The following is a 16,396-nucleotide window of genomic DNA, read 5'->3' as shown; positions in this document are numbered from 1 at the left end:
CGGGCCGTGGATCGTTCGAGCGGGTGGGGTCAGACGTCCCACATGTCCTCGCCGGGGCGGGGCGCCTCGTGGTGCGAGATGTCCAGCGCGTGCAGGCGTCGGGCGATCGGCACGATCTCCTGCGCGGCGCTGATCGCCCGCTTGAGGAAGTTCCCGATGCTCGCGACCGCCTCGGTCACGTCCTGGTGGACCGGGTACGCCTCGCCGGACTGCGTGGCCAGGTGGCCGATCGCGTGGGCGAGGCTCTCCAGGCCCTCGGGCAGACCCTCGTACTCGGCGAGCACCTGCATCATGTTCTCGGGCGCCCACCGCGCGTACACCGTGCGGATGTCCTCGCACGACGCGGCGAAGTGCGACTGCCGGAACGCGAGCGCACCGTCCGCGCGGTGCTCGCCGATGTTCCACATCCGCTCGCCGTTGCGCGGCGTCTCGTGCCGCGCCAAGTCCTCCCGGTGCAGGTCGCGGAACGCGATGTCCACCTCCTCGGCCGCCTCCGCCGCGAGCATCGTGTGCAGGTAGGTCTCCGCGACCGCCGCACCGACCTGCGCGTGCGCCGGGAACCGCTCGGCCGTGGCGCAGGCGAGGTCGCCCAGCGCCACCGCCGCCGACCGCAACCCGTCCGGGAGACCCCGGTATTCGGCGGCCACGCTCAACATCGTCGGCGGCGCATAGCGCGAGTAGGTGTCCCGCACCTGCTCCGCCCGCGCCGCGAACACACTCTTCGTCACAGCCTCACCCCGAGAGGATCCCTGGGCGCCGGCCAACACCGGCGCCGCACTGGTGGAACCGACGTCGGTCGGCTCCTTGAAATCCGTGCTCACGCCCTCACCCCGCGCCCGATCACGCAGGCGGCGGGCGCGCTTGATCAGCCGCCGCCACACCCACGTCCCCGCACGCGGACCCCACTTCAGGCCCGCAAGGCCCAACCGCGCCCCCGGGCCGACCCGGAACACACGGCCCAAGCCACCCAGCAGGGCACCACCGGCGGCGACGGCCAGGCCCGGGATCGCCGCGAGCGCGCCCGCACCGACCGCTGCCATTCCGGCGCCCACCGTGCGCACCCAGTGCGGCGCGGTACGTTTTGCGGACGCCTTCACCCGACCGGCGCGAGCACGCGCCGCCTGCGCGGGACGCGAGGACATCACCCGACCCGCCGCGCCACGGGCCTGCGACAAAGCGCGCCGCCCGGCCGCACCACCACGCGTCGCGGCACGGCCCGCAGCTGCGCGCCCGGCCGCCAAGCGACCCGCGCCGCGCGCACCGGCACCGGCACCGGCCGAGGTGCCGCGACCCGCGAACAGGCCGGAACCACCACGGCCCTTCGACCGGTCGCCGCCCGCGTTTGTTTTCCCGCGACCGCCGGGCCGGCCGGAACCGCCCAGGCGGTGCGCGGCGTTCGCCGCACCCAGACCCGTACGGAATCCCGTCCCACTCGGCCCGCTGCCACCCCGCCCGGCACTCTTCGCTGTGCGGCCACCGGCAGACGCGCCACCGCCGCGCCCGGCTCGAGACTGCCCGCGTCCACCACCGGACGCACCCGCGCCCGCGCCGCCCGTGCGCCGCCCGCCGCCACCGGACGTAGCACCGCCGGGGCGCCCGCCGGTCGCGGAACGAGGCGAACGTCCCAGAGCGGCACCGGGCATCCCCATCCGCGAGGCGACCCGACCCGCACGCGGCACCCGCCCGGCCCGAGGACCGCGTGCACCGCGCGCAACCCGAGTGGCGCGGGTGGCTCCGACGGCCAGGCCGGCCGCCGCCACCACACCGGCGGCGGCCACCACACCGACCACACCGGTCGCCGCGTACACACCCGCGCCGCCGGTCGTGGTCGCCTCGGCCGCCAACGTCGCCACCGGCAACACCCGCCGCCCCGATGCCCGAGCAACCGGTGCGGCGTCGTCACCCTCCTGCGTGACGGTCACCTCGATCGGCACCACCGGCGCCGCCGCGGCGGTGGGCCGGTGGGTGGGGAAGGCTTCCGGCTCGTTGTCCGGCGAACTCTCGCGCGGCGCCGGGGGCTTCTTCGTCTTCGGCTTCGTCGTCGTGTCCGTCATGCTGGTTCGTGCTCCTCTCGGAGTGCGGGGGCCGGCCGGGCCGTAGGAAGCGGGCCGGCCCCCGGCCAGTTCAGAACAGGGACTCGCTCTCGTACCGCTCCGCCCGAGCGGCGCGGGCGGCCTTCACCGCGGCGGACCGCGCTGGCCCGTGGCAGCGCGCACACCAGGTCGTCACGTCCGCCGGGGCCAGGACGACGGCGACAGCGAGCGGCGTCGCGAGATCACGGGGCGCCACGATCAGGGCGTCGTGCCGGTCGCACCGGCCGCCGCTCTCCTTGTGGCACTTGCCGCACTCACCGGCGCACCCACAGGTGCCGTTCTCACGTCGCAGGACGGCGTCCCACAGGTGTGCGCCGACGATCGGCGGCCTCACGACGCGCCGCCCGACGTCCATTCCGGCTCACCCGCCGGAGGCACCAGACTCAGCCGCGCGGCGTCCGCCGGGCCCGGGGAGCGCGTTCCCCGCAGCGCGCGGGCCGTGTCCAGCACGGCCTTCGCCTTCGGGTAACCGACACCAAGTTCGCCCATCACGCGCCGGTAGGAGACACGCTCACCGGACTCGTCCAGCAACGCGAACACCGCGTGCACGTCCGTTTCCGAGACCGTGTCCGGCAACGTCTCCGGCACGACTGGCGCAGGTCCCGGGTCGGGTGCGCACGCCGGGATCCGGGCAACTGGGGGAGGATCGGGCGGGAACGCCTCGGCAACGGCCGTTCCCGTCGTGTTCCGTGCGGATTCGGGGTGCTCCCGACGCAGGTCGGCGGCCTCCTCCTCCAACTTCCCGATCAGGTCGGCGATGCGGCGGCGGTAGACCGTCACCGCCTCGGCCAGCAGGATCAGCAACACCGGAGGAACGGAGTGCAGAACGATCCCGGCCGCGTCCGGATACCGGGGAACACCGAACGACCCGTCGGGCCAGACCGACCCCCACACGTTCATCGCCCACGTCGCCAACCCCGCGAACAGACGCAGCGCGGTGGCGCTCCCGCCCGGCCGGTCCCCGAGGAACCCGTCCGCCAGGAGCACCGCTCCCAGGGACAGGGACACCATCGGGTCCAGCAACCACGCGATGTACCACGCGGTCCCGTGCTCGATCGCGAACAGCGTCACGTTCACACACGTGAACACCAACGCCAACCCGCCCACGATCAACAGCGCCACCGTCAACCCGCGATCGGCCCGGCGTAAACTCACGATGCGCGGCTCGGTCATCGCGCACCGCCGTCCCCGACGGGTGCGACGTGGCGCCACAGCACGACCCGGACACCACGCCACCGGAACGTCACACTCAACCGGTTCGCGATCGGCAAGCCGGACAACGGCGACTCGACCAGCGCGCCGCCGGTGCGGCGGGCGAGATCCGCGAACACCGACCGCCATTCGTCGTCGGTCGTCTTCGGGCCGGACGCCTGCCCGACGACCTCCCCGCCGTCCTGCGCGACAACCGACGCGCTCTGCGGAAGGGTCCACACGTAGACACCCGGCAACGTGGGACCGTCCGTCATCAGGGCCCGCAACGCTTCCGCCGCCCGCGCCATCGACTCCCGCTCACGACCGGGCATCGACCCCCGGCCCGCTTCCGCTTCGGGGTGCAGGACGCTCATGCCGCCCACGCCCCCTCCAGCACCTCGACGGCCCCTACCGGAGCCGAAGCGGTGCGCAGCGCCAGCATCTCGGCGCACACCGCCGTCCCCGGATCCACCGCCCACAACCCGGACAGCAACCGCTCCACGTGCCGGGCGAGTTCACGATCCGTCGCCCACAGGTCCGAGAGGATGTCCCGCGCCGCATCCAGCCGCGCCGCCTCCTCCTCCGCCGACTCCCCGGGCTCTCCGTCGAACAGAGCCCAGTCGATGCCCAGCGCCAACTCGGCGAACTCGGCGATCGTGGCCGCGTGGCGACCAACGACAATGTCTCTCACGGTCGTACTCCTCGCAGGTAGGAGTTGCGTCCCACGGAGCGGCCACCACCGGCCAAGGTCAGGTGGTCGCTCCGGCACACAGGCCCCGCCGTCGGCGGGTGGGTCGGACACTCGATGTGCCACGAGCACCCACGGACCCCGACACCCACCCGAACCGGCGCGGCTGTCGGGGACCGAGGTCACTGGTGGTTCACGGGTCTCAGATGGACGCGAAGCCGCTCGCCCGGGGAGATCCGTCCCGGAGGTCCTGGCGGCAAGAAGGTTGGTCGCGTCGTTCTTTAGAGTCGGCGGCGTTGCCCCCACGCAGAGGGGTGGGGCCCGGTTGTGACACCGGGCCCGGTCTCGACCGACTGGTCTCCACTCGCCCTCGACCGGGCTGCTCACGGTCGGTTCGCTGCGGTGGATCACGCTGTTGAGTTGTCGACGAAGTGGCTCGTGGACAGCCCAAATAGAGGCCGCCCATGCCATCTCTGGAGAGCTAGTTCGACATGCGATACATGTTGAACATGTATCTCAGATTGACGGGCTGACTAGGCCGCGTCAAGTCCGTTCGGGATTTTCTTTCGGCGTCTCTGCCGATGACCCAACGTTGTCGCATGCCCGCGGGACGTGATCACCCCGGCCTATGGCCACCTCGGGACGTCTGCGCCTACTGTCGACAACGTTCCGGAACGCCAAGGGGGTTGGACGTGTCGAACGAGCGCCTGCGGGCGGCCATTCTCAGCAGCGACTTGGATCTCTCAACGATCGCCGCGCGAGTGGGAGTTGATCCCAAGACGATCGAAAAGTGGGTGGCAGGCCGGCCACCTCATCGACGGAACAGGTATGCCCTGGCGTCCGTCCTCGGTCGCGACGTTTCGTACCTGTGGGCAGACGAGCAAGGCCCGCAAGCGACTACGGAAGTCGGCCAAGCCGAGTTGGTATCGCTCTACCCGCATCGTTCGGTTGTCCCCAACAGCGCATGGACCGACCTCTACGGCCGAGCAGTCGAGAATCTGGACGTCTTGGTCTACGCCGGGTTCTGGCTCTCGGAGGATCCGTTGTTCTTACGGACTGTCCAAGAGAAGGCACGAGCCGGCGCCAGAGTGCGATTCCTGCTCGGCGACCCGGAGAGTACGGCGGTCGCGCAGAGGGGCGCCGATGAAGGCATTCACGGTGCCATGGCGAGCAAGATCCGAAACGCGCTGGTCAACTACTCGAAGCTGTTCGACCTGCCCGGAGTCGAATTCCGCGTGCACGGCACCGTGCTCTACAACTCGATCTACCGCGCGGACGACGAGCTTCTCGTCAACACGCATGTGCATGGAGTCGGTGCCTACCTCGCTCCCGTGCTGCACATTCGACGCTTGCCCCAAGGAACGATGTTCGCGACGTATGCCGAGAGCATCGATCGGGTGTGGTCCGATGCCCGCCCGCTGTCCAGCCCTACCGACTTCGGAGACGCCTGATGCCCCGCATCGACTACTTCCACGATCCCGAGGCGCCGGCGGCAAACTCGGTCGTGCCTTCTGTGACGGCGATCGTGGTTGACGAGCGCGGACGCCTCCTGATGATCCATCGCACCGACAACGACCTCTGGGCCATCCCCGGCGGCGGCCATGATGTCGGCGAGTCCATCGCTCAGACCGTCGTTCGAGAGGTTCAGGAGGAAACCGGGATCGACGTCGAAGTGCTCGACCTGGTGGGTACGTACACCGATCCGCACCACGTCATGGCGTACGACGATGGTGAGGTGCGCCAGCAGTTCTCCCTGTGCTTCCGAGCCCGCCCGATCGGCGGCGAACTGCGGACGAGCAGCGAATCGAAGGCAGTTCGCTGGGTAGACCCGCGCGAGTTGGACACCCTCAACATTCATCAGTCGATCCGTCTGCGCATCACACATGGACTCACGCGCAGCTCGAAGCCGTACATCGGATAGCGCTACGGCCGGTACTCCAAGAGGCGCCGATCGACCCGAGCCGCGGCAGCGTAGATCTCCGGCTCAGCCCGACGGATGAAGCGGCCGATGAGACTCTCCGGTCCGTACCGTCCGACGATCTCGGCAACGCGATCCGGAGGACTGGTCACGGCACCGTCGGGCGTTGTCGTCATGTCGCAGTAGATGAGGGCGTCGACCAGGTCGTCACGCTCGGTCGGGAACTCACCAGCCAACTCGGCGCGCAGGCCCCGCTCCTCGGCTTCGAGTAGCGCGCAGGAGTGGTGAGCAACCAGGTTCGTCACGCGCTCGTCGGCCCCCACACGATCACGAAGGAAGCGTGCACCGTCCAACGGATGGAACCCCGTCTGAGACAGGTCCGGGGCATAGCCGATGTCGTGGAGGACAGCAGCCGCGTAGAGCAGTTCAGCGTCAGCACCGAGCATGGGGCCCAACTTCTGGGCGCAGGCCGCCACCCCCTTGGAGTGCTCCCAACGCCGGGGCAAGACGTCCGCTAGGACGTTCCCGGCAAGCTCGTACGCCCAATCCGTCAGCTCCATCATTCGAGGCTACGAGAGCGGTCGGGGTCGCCGCTATCCGCCTCGCGCACGGGGCCGGGAATGGCGGAAAGACGGCGAGCCTTGCCCGGTACTGCGGCCACGATGCCCCTGCCTTCCAGGTAGGCCAAGGCTTGCCGCACCTTGCCACGCGAGACTCCGAAGGCCCTGGCCAACTCGGTTTCACTCCGAATCGGATCACCAACCGCGATCACCCCGCGCCGAACCGCATCGGTGAGATCGGCGAGGATGCGTTCGTGGAGTGGCTCCGGACCTGCGCTCGCCGCTTCCCGCGGCTGCCAGCCGATGCCCTTGCGGGGCTGAATCAGTCCTTCGTCGGCGAGGGCAGCGAGAGCCCGCCGGGCGGTGGTTCGCGAGACACCAAAGCGCGCCTGGACGCCGGACTCGGACAGTAGCGTTTGGGCTGTGGACGGAGCGTCTAGCTCATGCCGCAGTGCATCGGCAATGGTGAGGTACGTACCGCGCGGACTAGCGCCGCTCACCGGCTCTCCCATCGTTTGGTTCGACGTGCGATGCATGGCCACGATGCCCAACGCTCGACCCCTGGTGCCCAATATCAAGCATATATTTGGCCCCGGTGCCTAACGGTGTGCACAAGATTGGGCACTGGAGTGTGCAAGTGCCCTAGCGCCGCTCTCCTTCGAGCGCAAGGCATCGTCGGGAAACCGACGACCCTCCCTGCGTGATCAACTGCGTGACCATGGCCGCCGACGTAGCTGGACCTCTCGCACCTCTCCGGACGGTTCTGCCGGATCTGGACAGGTGATCACGTGCCTTGCCGCCACCTCCGGATCGCCTGAGGTCCCTGCGGCCGAGCAGTCGATCGCCGATGATGGGTGCGACGGGCAGCGTACGGGTTCAGGTCGGTGGGCGCCTCCCCACACGTCTCCTGGAACGCAGAACTGGATCAGCAGTAGGCGCAAACGGCTCGCTGGTTCGCAGGGCAAGGGCTACCGTCCTGACCCATGACCTTTGATGACCGTGCCGATCCGATCGTCACCTTCTGCGCCACATGCGACAAGACAGTCTTCACCGATGTGTGCGGTGCCGTACTGGATCGAAATGACGCACACGGTCCCCCGTCCCTCACGACGTTGGTCAGATGCACATCGTGTGGTTCAGCTGTCTTGGTAGTTCAGGAGGACATTGGCGACGGTTGGGACGAGCCCTACCGCCTTTGGCCCAGTGAGCGGAAGACTCTTAGTCGGCTCGTTCCAGACGGGTTGCGGCAGGAACTGACAGAGGCTCAGAGGTGCTTCGAAGCCAAGGCATTCACCGCTGTGGTGGTCATGGTCCGGCGAACTCTCGAAGGAGTGTGCGCCGAGCAGGGCATCAGCGACAAGCGGCAGCCCCTCTATAAGTCGCTGAAGGAATTGCAAGAGGCGAAGAAGATTGACGGTCAGTTGGTGGAATGGGCTAACGCACTTCGAGTGCTTGGCAACGAAGGGGCCCACTACACCGGCCATCGAATGACCCGGGAAGATGCACGCGACGCGCTGGCCTTCGCTGAAGCTCTGGTTGACTATATGTACGAACTCACCGCCCAGTTCGCCGCGTTCAAGTCGAGGCGCGAACAGTCTGCATCGACTGGATCCGAAGCGTGAACGATCGCGGTAGCGCCGGTTGTTCTTTGTGACAACGGCGGCGTCTGTCACCGAACATTCACGTCCCTCTGGGGCCTGTTCCGGGACGCTCAGAAGGTCCTGAGGCGCTCCGCCGCGCCCCGGATTACCTGGGGCCAGGGATTGCAGAGCGAAAGCCTAAGGTGCCGGACGATGCGCGATGGGGTTCGGGGCCGCAGATACGCGCGTCGTTTATGCGTTGCGACGGACTCAACTCTGATTGCGCGAACCACGCGTTGCAGTACCGCAGCAAAGTACAGCAGCCGCAGCGGCGCTGCCCCACCGTCAGAGACTCCAAATGACGTCTGACCTGCGCTGTAGCCCTCAGCGACCTCAATGCGGGTAGTTCACACCGAAGAGGTCACTGGTTCGATCCCAGTATCGCCCACACAGGTCAGAGCCCCGGATCATGAAAATGATCCGGGGCTCTGTCGTATTTGCAGCCGTTTTATGCAGCAGCGGGCATCCACAACCGGGCAATGCTCTCGTGCTGCGAGTGCGCGAGGTACTCGGCGACGGGTTTCTTCCGCCGGCGCCGCGCCCGTGCTCGGGCGGATGCGTGGGGCTTGAGCCGATTGTTGTGGGTGCCCGGGTAGGCCATTGCCGTAGAGGCAGGCGCAGGGGAGGGGCGACCCCTGGCGGGTCCTCGCGGTGAGACCGGTGTCGACGTCGTCCGGGTCCAAGCCCTCGGGTCAGGAGGGCGGCGAGCTGCTTGCCAATGCGGGCGCCGGTGGCCGCGGAGGTCGTTGGGGACGGGCACGAGCGGGGCGGCAACAAGTGGGCGCTGATAACGGGCCGATGCACTTGTCACGAGGACCTTCGAGGCAATTGGTGATCTTCGGAGCAGAAGCGGGTGGGCGTGCATGGCGGCTTCGAGTGTTGCTTGGGGTGGGGTGGTGGGGGTGTGGATGGGGGTTTAGGAGTCTTAGGGGTGGGGTGAAGGTGTGGGGGTGTCACGTTCAGGTGTCGAAGTATTGACATGGGTTCTTGAGCGAGACAAGCTCCTGAGCACGTTGTGAGAGCGCTCTCATTGTTCAAGACTCGGCGCTCTCGGTGGTGTGTTCCGTGTTGCCGCGAATCGTTGATCGCACTGCCGCACTTCGGTACTTCCGCACGAAGCAGTCCGCTCTCCCCGTCCCGGATGCAAGGCATCAGGAGGTCTTCCCATGCGCACGCGCTACGTTCGTGGTCGAGTCAGGGCGTTGTCGGCCCTGTGTACCGCGCTGTTGGTCGGGTCAGTGCTCGCCGGGTGCGGGGGTGATGGGGATTCCGGCTCGGGCGACGGCAAAGTCACCCTGAATATGGGGCTGTTCGGCACCTTCGGCTTCGAGGAGGCCGGGTTGTACGCCGAGTATCAGCAGACCCACCCGAACATCAAGATCGTTCAGCACGACACCGAACGCGAGGAGGACTACTGGCGTACGGTGCAGACCCGGCTCGCCGGAGGGGGTGGGATCGACGACATCCAGGGTATCGAGGTCGGGCGAATAGCCGACGTCGTGAAGAACCAGGCCGACAAGTGGATGGACCTGAATTCGCTGGGCCTTTCCGGCGGCAACGCCGAGTACCTGCCGTGGAAGAGCAAGGCCGCGACCACCGGCGACGGGAAGGTGTTGGGTGCCGGCACCGACACCGGGCCGATGGCCATCTGCTACCGCACCGACCTGTTCCAGGCGGCCGGACTGCCCACCGACCGCGAGGAGTTGGCCCGGCGCTGGTCCACGTGGGAGGGATACGTCGAAGTCGGAAGGCAGTTCCAGGCGAACGCACCGAAGAAGACGCACTACCTGGACAGCGTGACCGGTCTGTACAACGCGATCATCGGGCAACAGGCGGTCTCGTACTACGACGAGGCCGGCAAGCCGATCTATGACACCAACCCCACGGTGAAGCACGCCTGGGATCTGGCCACACAGGCCGCCGACGGGAAGATGTCCGCGGCCCTGCAGCAATTCCAGAGCGACTGGAACCAGGCGTTCGCTGCCGACGGCTTCGCGTCGATTTCGTGCCCGGCGTGGATGATCGGGTTCATCAAGACCCAGGCCGGTGATGCGGGCAAGGGCAAGTGGGATGTCGCGCCGGGGCCGGGTGGTACCGGCAACTGGGGTGGTTCGTACCTCGCGATCCCCAAGGGCGGCAAGCACCACAAGGAGGCGGCGGAGTTGGTCGCCTGGCTCACCGCGCCCGAGCAGCAGGCCAAGATGTTCCAGAAGCAGGGCAACTTCCCGTCCAAGACCGGCGCGATCGAAAGCATCAAGGCGACCACGGATGCCTACTTCAACGGTGCGCCGATCGGTCGGATCTTCAGTGCGGCGGCCGAGCGGATGCCGGTACAGATCACGGGAGTTCGGCACAACGACATCAAGGAGAACATCAGCACGGCACTGACCTCCGTGGAAGCGCAGGGGGTCAAGCCCGACGACGCGTGGAAGCAGGCGCGCGACGCGGTCAAGAACGCGCTCGCCGGCTGAGGGCGTTGGTAAGGCGGGGGCCGCGGTGCGCGGTACCTGATGCGCGGGCCGGGATCCGCGATACGCCGCTGATCCGCGACCTGCGACCTGCGACCTGCGGCCGGCGGTCTGCGGGCGGCCGGTCGCGGGGCATCGGTTACGAGCCTCAGGCGCCGAGCCGGTGACCTGCGACGCGCGACCCACCACTCGTAACCGGTGCCACGTCCGCGCCGCGACACCCGCACGGCGTCCCCGCAACCTCCGCCTCGCGCCCCGCACCCCGAGACCCACGCGAGACCCGAGCCCCCCGCCCCGCGACCGCGCGACCGCGCGCCCCGCGACCTCCGACCGCGCCACGCGCGCAGTACGCGACGGACGGCCGCCGCCCGGCGGCCGCGCCCGGTCCGATTCGGCACCGCCCCTCCGTGGCCCGGCCGTTCCTTCCCCGGTCGGGCCACCCGTCCCACCGTCCGCCCACCCCTCCCGGCCCGGAGTGATTCCGATGGCGGCACCACCCCCTGCCCATGCAGCCCAATCCCCCGACGGTCCCCGGACCGAATCCCGACATCAGCTCCCGTCGAGCCCCGAAACCAAGGCACATCGACCCGTCATGACTCCCCGTCAACTCTGGCGGCGCCGGGCGAACACCGCTTCTCCCTACGCCTTCGTCGCGCCGTTCTTCGTCCTCTTCATCGCCTTCGGCCTGTTCCCGCTCCTGTACACCGGATACATATCCCTGCACCACGTGCGATTGCAGAATCCGGACGACATGACCTGGCTCGGGTTGGAGAACTACACCAACCTCTGGCAGGACAAGTTCTTCTGGAAGGCGCTGCGCAACACCTTCACCATCGGGCTGATATCCACGGTCCCGCAGCTGTGCATGGCCCTCGGCCTGGCGCATCTGCTCAATCGTCGGCTGCGCGGGCGGACCTTCTTCCGGGTCGCGATCCTGATGCCGTACGCGACTTCCGTCGCCGCCGCGACGCTCGTGTTCGGTGGCCTGTTCGGGCGCGACTACGGGATGATCAACTGGTTCCTCGGGCTGTTCGGCGTCGACAACGTCGACTGGTACAACGGCACTTGGACCTCCCAGATAGCCGTCTCGACCATCGTCACCTGGCGTTGGGTGGGCTACAACGCGCTCATCTACCTCGCCGCGATGCAGGCCATTCCGCACGATCGCTACGAGGCCGCGGCGTTGGACGGGGCGAAGTCCTGGCATCAGTTCCGGCACGTCACCCTTCCGGGACTGCGGCCCACGATCGTGTTCACCGTCGTGGTCTCGACGATCGGCGCGATGCAGATCTTCGCCGAGCCGTTGCTGCTCCAGGGCGGACCGATCGGCGTCCGAGGCGGGGCTTCGCATCAGTACCAGACCATCGGGCTCTACATGTACGAGACCGGCTGGAGCAACTACGCGCTCGGGAAGGCCTCCGCGATCGCGTGGACGACGTTCCTGATCATCCTTGTCGTCATCGGCATCAACGCGCTTGTCTCCGCGAGCCGTTCGCGCCACGAGACCCGAGAGGGCCGCTGACATGGCACGCACGCCCGTCGCCGTACTTCGCCGGACCGCCCGCCCGGCCGGCTCACCGTCGGAGGGTCCGTCGCCCGAACCGGCCGGAGGAACCGGCTGGTTCCGCCGCCCGGGTCGGTCCGGTCGGCCCGGTCGGCTCGGTCGGTCCAAGCGCACGCGTCAACTGCACGGCGGGCCCCTGGTCTACCTGATCCTGGGCTTCGCGACGCTGCTCTCGGTCTTCCCGTTCTACTGGTCGATCGTCGCCGCCACCCGCAGCAACGCCGAAATCAACCACGTGCCACCGCCGTTCACGCCCGGCGGCAACCTGCTCGGAAACTTCGACAAGGCGCTCGACGAGGCCGACATCGTGCAGGCGCTGATCAACTCGACCATCGTGTCGGTCACGGTCGCGGCGGGGACCGTGTTGTGTTCGACACTGGCCGGGTTCGCGTTCGCCAAGCTGCGCTTCCGAGGCCGGGGCATCCTGCTCGGAATCACCGTGGCGACGATGATGATCCCGCCGCAACTGGGCCTGATTCCGCTGTTCATGATCATGGCGAAGCTGGAATGGGTGAACCAGCTCCAGGCCGTCATCCTGCCCACGTTGGTCACCGCGTTCGGCGTGTTCTTCATGCGGCAGTACCTGATGGAGGCGCTGCCGGACGAACTGATCGAGGCCGGCCGGGTGGACGGCGCGTCGTACGCGCGGATCTTCTGGTCGATCGTCATTCCGATCGCGCGCCCGGCGATGGCGGTACTGGGCCTGCTCACCTTCATGACCACGTGGAACGACTTCTTCTGGCCGATCATCGCGCTGTCGTCGAGCAACCCCACCGTGCAGGTCGCGATCAACTCGCTCGGCGGGGGATACGTCCACGACCAGTCGATCATCCTCGCCGGGACGCTGCTCGGCACGCTGCCGGTATTGGTCGTCTTCGGCCTGCTCGGCAGGCAGATCGTCGGCGGCATCATGCAGGGCGCGGTCAAGGGGTGATCGCTGGAGGGCCGATCGAGCCGCAGGGGCCGACGTATCCGTACCCGACGTATCCCTACCCGGCGCTGATCGGTCCTGGCCGATCGGTCCGAGGACGCCGAGCCGGTCCGGCGCCGATGGGCGTCGATGGGTGCCGATGGGCGCCGAGCAGCGTCAAGCCAACCGGAGAAAGGGAAGCACCATCATGACCAACCACACCCTGTCCACCCGCACAGCACCGACGAGCCTTCCCGTCGGCGGCTTCCCGCCCGGATTCGTCTGGGGCGCGGCCACCGCCGCGTACCAGATCGAGGGGGCCGTGGCCGAGGGTGGTCGCGCGCCGTCGATCTGGGACACCTTCAGTCGTACTCCCGGACGGGTGCACGCCGGGGACACCGGCGACGTGGCCACCGACCACTACCACCGCTATCGGGAAGATGTCGGGCTGATGTGCGAACTCGGCCTGGGCGCCTACCGGTTCTCCGTCGCGTGGGCGCGGGTCCAGCCCAGCGGCAGCGGTCCGGGCAACCCGGCCGGACTCGACTTCTACGACCGGCTCGTGGACGAACTGCTCGCACACGGAGTGGATCCGTATCTGACGCTCTATCACTGGGACCTGCCGCAGGCGCTCCAGGACGCGGGCGGCTGGGGTGCGCGCGACACCGCGTCGCGATTCGCCGAGTACGCGCGGATCGTCGCGGCGCGGCTCGGCGACCGGGTTCGCGACTGGACCACGCTCAACGAGCCGTGGTGTTCCGCGTTCCTGGGACACGGTTCGGGCGTACACGCGCCGGGACTGACCGATCCGGAGCTGTCCCTGCGTGCGCATCACCATCTGCTGCTCGCACACGGGCTCGGCGTGCGGGCGTTGCGGGCCGAGCTGCCGGCCGGACACCGGATCGGGATCACGCTCAACACGGCCGCCGTACGCCCCACTTCGGACCGGCCGGCGGATCTGGACGCGGTGCGTCGGGTGGACGGCCTGGCCAACCGGATCTTCCTCGATCCGCTGCTGCGTGGGGCGTACCCGGCCGATGTGCTGGCGGACACCGCCTCGGTGACCGACTGGGCGTTCGTCCGGGACGGCGACCTCGCCGAGATCGCCCGACCGATCGACATGCTCGGGGTGAACTACTACACCCCCCTGCTGGTCGGCGGCGAGGGCGATGGCAATGGCGGCGGCGGTGGCGCCGAAGGCGGTGACGCGGGTGCCGAGGCGGCCGGGCATCGTGACGACGGCCACGGTGCGAGCGCGTACTCGCCCTGGCCGGCCTGTGCGGACGTGCGGTTCACCCAGGTGCCCGGCGCGCGTACCGCGATGGGCTGGGGGATCGACCCGGGCGGCCTGTACGACGTGCTGGCGCGGATCCGGGAGGAGGCCCCGGACCTGCCGCTGATGATCACCGAGAACGGCGCGGCGTACGAGGACCGCGTGGACGCGGCCGGCGCGATCGAGGATGTCGAACGGGCGGACTACATCGCCGCGCATATCGCGGAAGTACGCCGGGCGATCGCGGACGGCGTGGATGTGCGGGGCTACTTCGTGTGGTCTCTGTTGGACAATTTCGAGTGGGCGTACGGCTACGCGAAGCGCTTCGGCATCGTGCACGTGGATTTCGCGACCGGTGGACGTACGCCCAAGTACAGCGCACGGTGGTATGCGTCGGTGATCGCCGGCAATCGGGACCTCCGGGCCGAGTCGGCGCGGGACGGGATGGGGAGCATTGACCAGCACTGACGGCCGGGGCGAGGCCGCACCGACGGCCGAACCGCCGACCCTGGAGACGGTGGCGGCGGTGGCCGGGGTGTCCCGGGCCACCGTCTCCCGGGTGATCAACAGCTCACCGAAGGTCAGCCCTCGGGTACGCGAGGTGGTCGAGGCGGCGATCGTGCGGACCGGATACGTGCCCAACCGCGCGGCCCGAACTCTGGTCACCCGGCGCACCGATTCGGTGGCGCTGGTCGTCCAGGAGCCGGAGACCCGGCTGTTCGGCGACCCGTACCTGTCCGCGATCGTGCGCTCGGTGGGCACCGAACTGGCGGACACCGACCATCAGTTGGTGCTGATGATGGTGCGTACCCCGGCGCAGCAGGATCGGTTGGAGCGGTACCTGCGCGGCGGCCATGTGGACGGGGCGCTGTTGGTGTCGCTGCACGGGGACGACTCGTTGGCGGGTCGGCTGCACGACGCGGGCATCCCGGTGGTGGTCGGCGGTCGGCCGCTCGGTCCGGACGCCGACTTCGTCTACGTCGACGCGGACAACGTGGGCGGTGCGCGCGCCGCGGTCGAGCACCTGAGCGGCCGCGGTCGGGAGCGGATCGCCACCATCGCCGGACCGCAGGACATGTGCGCGGGCGTGGACCGGCTGCGCGGCTACCTGGACGCGGTACCGGGGCCGGCGCTCGTTGCGCACGGCGACTTCAGCCGGGCCGGCGGGGCCGCGGCGATGCGGCGACTGTTGGCGGAGGAGCCGGGGGTGGACGCGGTGTTCGCGGCGTCCGATCTGATGGCGGTCGGGGCGATGGCCGTGCTGGCGGAGGAGGGCAGGCGCATTCCCGAGGACGTGGCGGTGGTCGGGTTCGACGATGCGGACGTCGCGGGCTGGGCTGCGCCGGCGCTCACCACTGTGCGGCAACACGTGGCGAGGCAGGGGCGGTTGATGACGCGTCTGCTGCTGGAGCGGATCGGGGGCGGGGCCGTCGGCGACTCCGTGGTGTTGCCGACGACGCTGATCGAGCGGTCGTCGTCGTGACCCGCACACACGGGGCTTCGGTCGGGCCGGCGGGGTTGGCCGGGCTTGGGCTTTGGTGGGCTGAGGGTGGCTTCAGGCGCCGCCGGTCGGGCTGAGGGTTTGGCTGGGGCGGGATTTGGTGGGTCTCCGGTGGGTCTCGGTGGGTTTTGGGTGGCCTCAAGCGCCATTTGCTGGGTCTCGGTGGGCCTTGGGTGGCCTCACGCGCCGGCTGGGCTGGTTTGACCTCACGCGTCGGCAAGGCTGGTTTGACCTCGAGTGCCGTCCGAGGTGGGGGGATTGGCTGGGGTGAGGCATTGCCAGGCTTGGGCGGCCTCTCGCGCCGGCCGGACTGATCCGGCCTCAAGCGCCGGCCGGGGCTGAAGGGGCCGGCCGGGGCGGGGCCTTGGCGGGCTTGGGGTGGCGTCAATCGCCTGCCGGGGCTGAAGGGTATGACCGAGGCGAGGCGTTGCCAGGCTTGGGCGGCCTGAAGCGTTGGCCGGGCTGGTTCGGCGCCAAGTGCCGACCGGCCGGGCGTCCCTCGAACACCGGTCCGCTCGACGTCCTTGAGCGTCGGCGGGCCTGATCGCCTCCTGCGTTGGCGGGCGCGAATTCCCCGGGCGCCGGATGCC

16 protein-coding genes are annotated in these 16,396 nt (G+C 68.9%); 9 read left to right on the top strand and 7 right to left on the bottom strand.

What is annotated here, in order from left to right; genetic code table 11:
* Positions 1-29: 29 nt before the first annotated feature.
* Positions 30-1,040, bottom strand: a complete 1,011-nt coding sequence (locus ACFZBU_RS34240) for a hypothetical protein (protein ID WP_391587608.1) — start codon at positions 1,038-1,040, stop codon at positions 30-32.
* Between the two features lie 688 nt (positions 1,041-1,728).
* Here ACFZBU_RS34240 and ACFZBU_RS34235 point away from each other — a divergent pair.
* Positions 1,729-2,100, top strand: coding sequence for a hypothetical protein (locus tag ACFZBU_RS34235; RefSeq protein ID WP_391587607.1), 372 nt, complete (start codon positions 1,729-1,731; stop codon positions 2,098-2,100).
* Positions 2,101-2,124: 24 nt separating this feature from the next.
* On the opposite strand, the gene ACFZBU_RS34230 is transcribed toward ACFZBU_RS34235, so the two are convergent.
* The 4 genes from ACFZBU_RS34230 to ACFZBU_RS34215 are packed head-to-tail and all read right to left on the bottom strand — an operon-like array spanning position 2,125 to position 3,975.
* Positions 2,125-2,427 (bottom strand): hypothetical protein, encoded by a 303-nt coding sequence (locus ACFZBU_RS34230; RefSeq protein ID WP_391587606.1) that lies wholly within the window; start codon positions 2,425-2,427, stop codon positions 2,125-2,127.
* The gene (locus tag ACFZBU_RS34225; RefSeq protein ID WP_391587605.1) at positions 2,424-3,266 is read right to left on the bottom strand and encodes a hypothetical protein; all 843 of its coding nucleotides are present in this window, start codon (positions 3,264-3,266) and stop codon (positions 2,424-2,426) included. The genes ACFZBU_RS34230 and ACFZBU_RS34225 overlap by 4 nt, the downstream gene beginning before the upstream one ends.
* Positions 3,263-3,658 carry a hypothetical protein gene (locus ACFZBU_RS34220; protein WP_391587604.1) on the bottom strand — a complete coding sequence of 132 codons (396 nt, stop codon included), beginning with the start codon at positions 3,656-3,658 and terminating at the stop codon, positions 3,263-3,265. The genes ACFZBU_RS34225 and ACFZBU_RS34220 overlap by 4 nt, the downstream gene beginning before the upstream one ends.
* Entirely contained in the window at positions 3,655-3,975 is a 321-nt protein-coding gene (locus ACFZBU_RS34215) for a hypothetical protein (protein ID WP_391587603.1), read from the bottom strand. Before ACFZBU_RS34215 ends, ACFZBU_RS34220 begins: the two co-directional genes overlap by 4 nt.
* 689 nt (positions 3,976-4,664) lie before the next feature.
* Between ACFZBU_RS34215 and ACFZBU_RS34210 the strand changes: the two genes are divergently transcribed.
* Both ACFZBU_RS34210 and ACFZBU_RS34205 read left to right on the top strand, forming a co-directional pair.
* Positions 4,665-5,423 carry an XRE family transcriptional regulator gene (locus ACFZBU_RS34210; protein ID WP_391587602.1) on the top strand — a complete coding sequence of 253 codons (759 nt, stop codon included), beginning with the start codon at positions 4,665-4,667 and terminating at the stop codon, positions 5,421-5,423.
* Positions 5,423-5,893 carry an NUDIX hydrolase gene (locus ACFZBU_RS34205; protein WP_391587601.1) on the top strand — a complete coding sequence of 157 codons (471 nt, stop codon included), beginning with the start codon at positions 5,423-5,425 and terminating at the stop codon, positions 5,891-5,893. Before ACFZBU_RS34210 ends, ACFZBU_RS34205 begins: the two co-directional genes overlap by 1 nt.
* Before the next feature lie 2 nt (positions 5,894-5,895).
* Here the strand turns inward: ACFZBU_RS34205 and ACFZBU_RS34200 are convergent, their stop codons facing one another.
* Positions 5,896-6,450, bottom strand: a complete 555-nt coding sequence (locus ACFZBU_RS34200; protein WP_391587600.1) for an HD domain-containing protein — start codon at positions 6,448-6,450, stop codon at positions 5,896-5,898.
* Positions 6,450-6,992 (bottom strand): winged helix-turn-helix domain-containing protein, encoded by a 543-nt coding sequence (locus tag ACFZBU_RS34195; protein WP_391587646.1) that lies wholly within the window; start codon positions 6,990-6,992, stop codon positions 6,450-6,452. The genes ACFZBU_RS34200 and ACFZBU_RS34195 overlap by 1 nt, the downstream gene beginning before the upstream one ends.
* Before the next feature lie 441 nt (positions 6,993-7,433).
* Here ACFZBU_RS34195 and ACFZBU_RS34190 point away from each other — a divergent pair, with 441 nt between their 5' ends.
* The 6 genes from ACFZBU_RS34190 (at position 7,434) to ACFZBU_RS34165 (ending at position 15,788) form a co-directional block, all read left to right on the top strand.
* Entirely contained in the window at positions 7,434-8,072 is a 639-nt protein-coding gene (locus tag ACFZBU_RS34190; protein ID WP_391587599.1) for a DUF4145 domain-containing protein, read from the top strand.
* A gap of 1,184 nt (positions 8,073-9,256) precedes the next feature.
* Complete coding sequence (locus tag ACFZBU_RS34185) at positions 9,257-10,561, top strand: extracellular solute-binding protein (protein WP_391587598.1); 1,305 nt, start codon at positions 9,257-9,259, stop codon at positions 10,559-10,561.
* Between the two features lie 589 nt (positions 10,562-11,150).
* A complete protein-coding gene (locus ACFZBU_RS34180) occupies positions 11,151-12,080 on the top strand; it encodes a carbohydrate ABC transporter permease (RefSeq protein WP_391587597.1) in 930 nt (309 codons plus the stop codon).
* 1 nt (position 12,081) lies between these two features.
* On the top strand, positions 12,082-13,056 hold the full coding sequence (locus ACFZBU_RS34175; RefSeq protein WP_391587596.1) for a carbohydrate ABC transporter permease: 975 nt from the start codon (positions 12,082-12,084) through the stop codon (positions 13,054-13,056).
* 184 nt (positions 13,057-13,240) lie between these two features.
* Positions 13,241-14,773: a glycoside hydrolase family 1 protein gene (locus ACFZBU_RS34170; protein WP_391587595.1), complete on the top strand. Its 1,533-nt coding sequence runs from the start codon at positions 13,241-13,243 to the stop codon at positions 14,771-14,773.
* Positions 14,760-15,788 (top strand): LacI family DNA-binding transcriptional regulator, encoded by a 1,029-nt coding sequence (locus ACFZBU_RS34165; protein WP_391587594.1) that lies wholly within the window; start codon positions 14,760-14,762, stop codon positions 15,786-15,788. The genes ACFZBU_RS34170 and ACFZBU_RS34165 overlap by 14 nt, the downstream gene beginning before the upstream one ends.
* Positions 15,789-16,396: the final 608 nt, after the last annotated feature.

The organism is Embleya sp. NPDC008237 (genome assembly GCF_042956465.1).
GTDB lineage: Bacteria > Actinomycetota > Actinomycetes > Streptomycetales > Streptomycetaceae > Embleya.
This window is presented reverse-complemented; position numbering and strand designations above follow the sequence as displayed.

Coding starts and splice junctions, on each gene's coding strand:
- ACFZBU_RS34180 (WP_391587597.1), top strand. CDS start 11,151: ATGACTCCCCGTCAACTCTGGCGGCGCCGGGCGAACACCGCTTCTCCC.
- ACFZBU_RS34170 (WP_391587595.1), top strand. CDS start 13,241: ATGACCAACCACACCCTGTCCACCCGCACAGCACCGACGAGCCTTCCC.
- ACFZBU_RS34175 (WP_391587596.1), top strand. CDS start 12,082: ATGGCACGCACGCCCGTCGCCGTACTTCGCCGGACCGCCCGCCCGGCC.
- ACFZBU_RS34200 (WP_391587600.1), bottom strand. CDS start 6,450: ATGGAGCTGACGGATTGGGCGTACGAGCTTGCCGGGAACGTCCTAGCG.
- ACFZBU_RS34220 (WP_391587604.1), bottom strand. CDS start 3,658: ATGAGCGTCCTGCACCCCGAAGCGGAAGCGGGCCGGGGGTCGATGCCC.
- ACFZBU_RS34185 (WP_391587598.1), top strand. CDS start 9,257: ATGCGCACGCGCTACGTTCGTGGTCGAGTCAGGGCGTTGTCGGCCCTG.
- ACFZBU_RS34205 (WP_391587601.1), top strand. CDS start 5,423: ATGCCCCGCATCGACTACTTCCACGATCCCGAGGCGCCGGCGGCAAAC.
- ACFZBU_RS34240 (WP_391587608.1), bottom strand. CDS start 1,040: ATGGCAGCGGTCGGTGCGGGCGCGCTCGCGGCGATCCCGGGCCTGGCC.
- ACFZBU_RS34225 (WP_391587605.1), bottom strand. CDS start 3,266: ATGACCGAGCCGCGCATCGTGAGTTTACGCCGGGCCGATCGCGGGTTG.
- ACFZBU_RS34190 (WP_391587599.1), top strand. CDS start 7,434: ATGACCTTTGATGACCGTGCCGATCCGATCGTCACCTTCTGCGCCACA.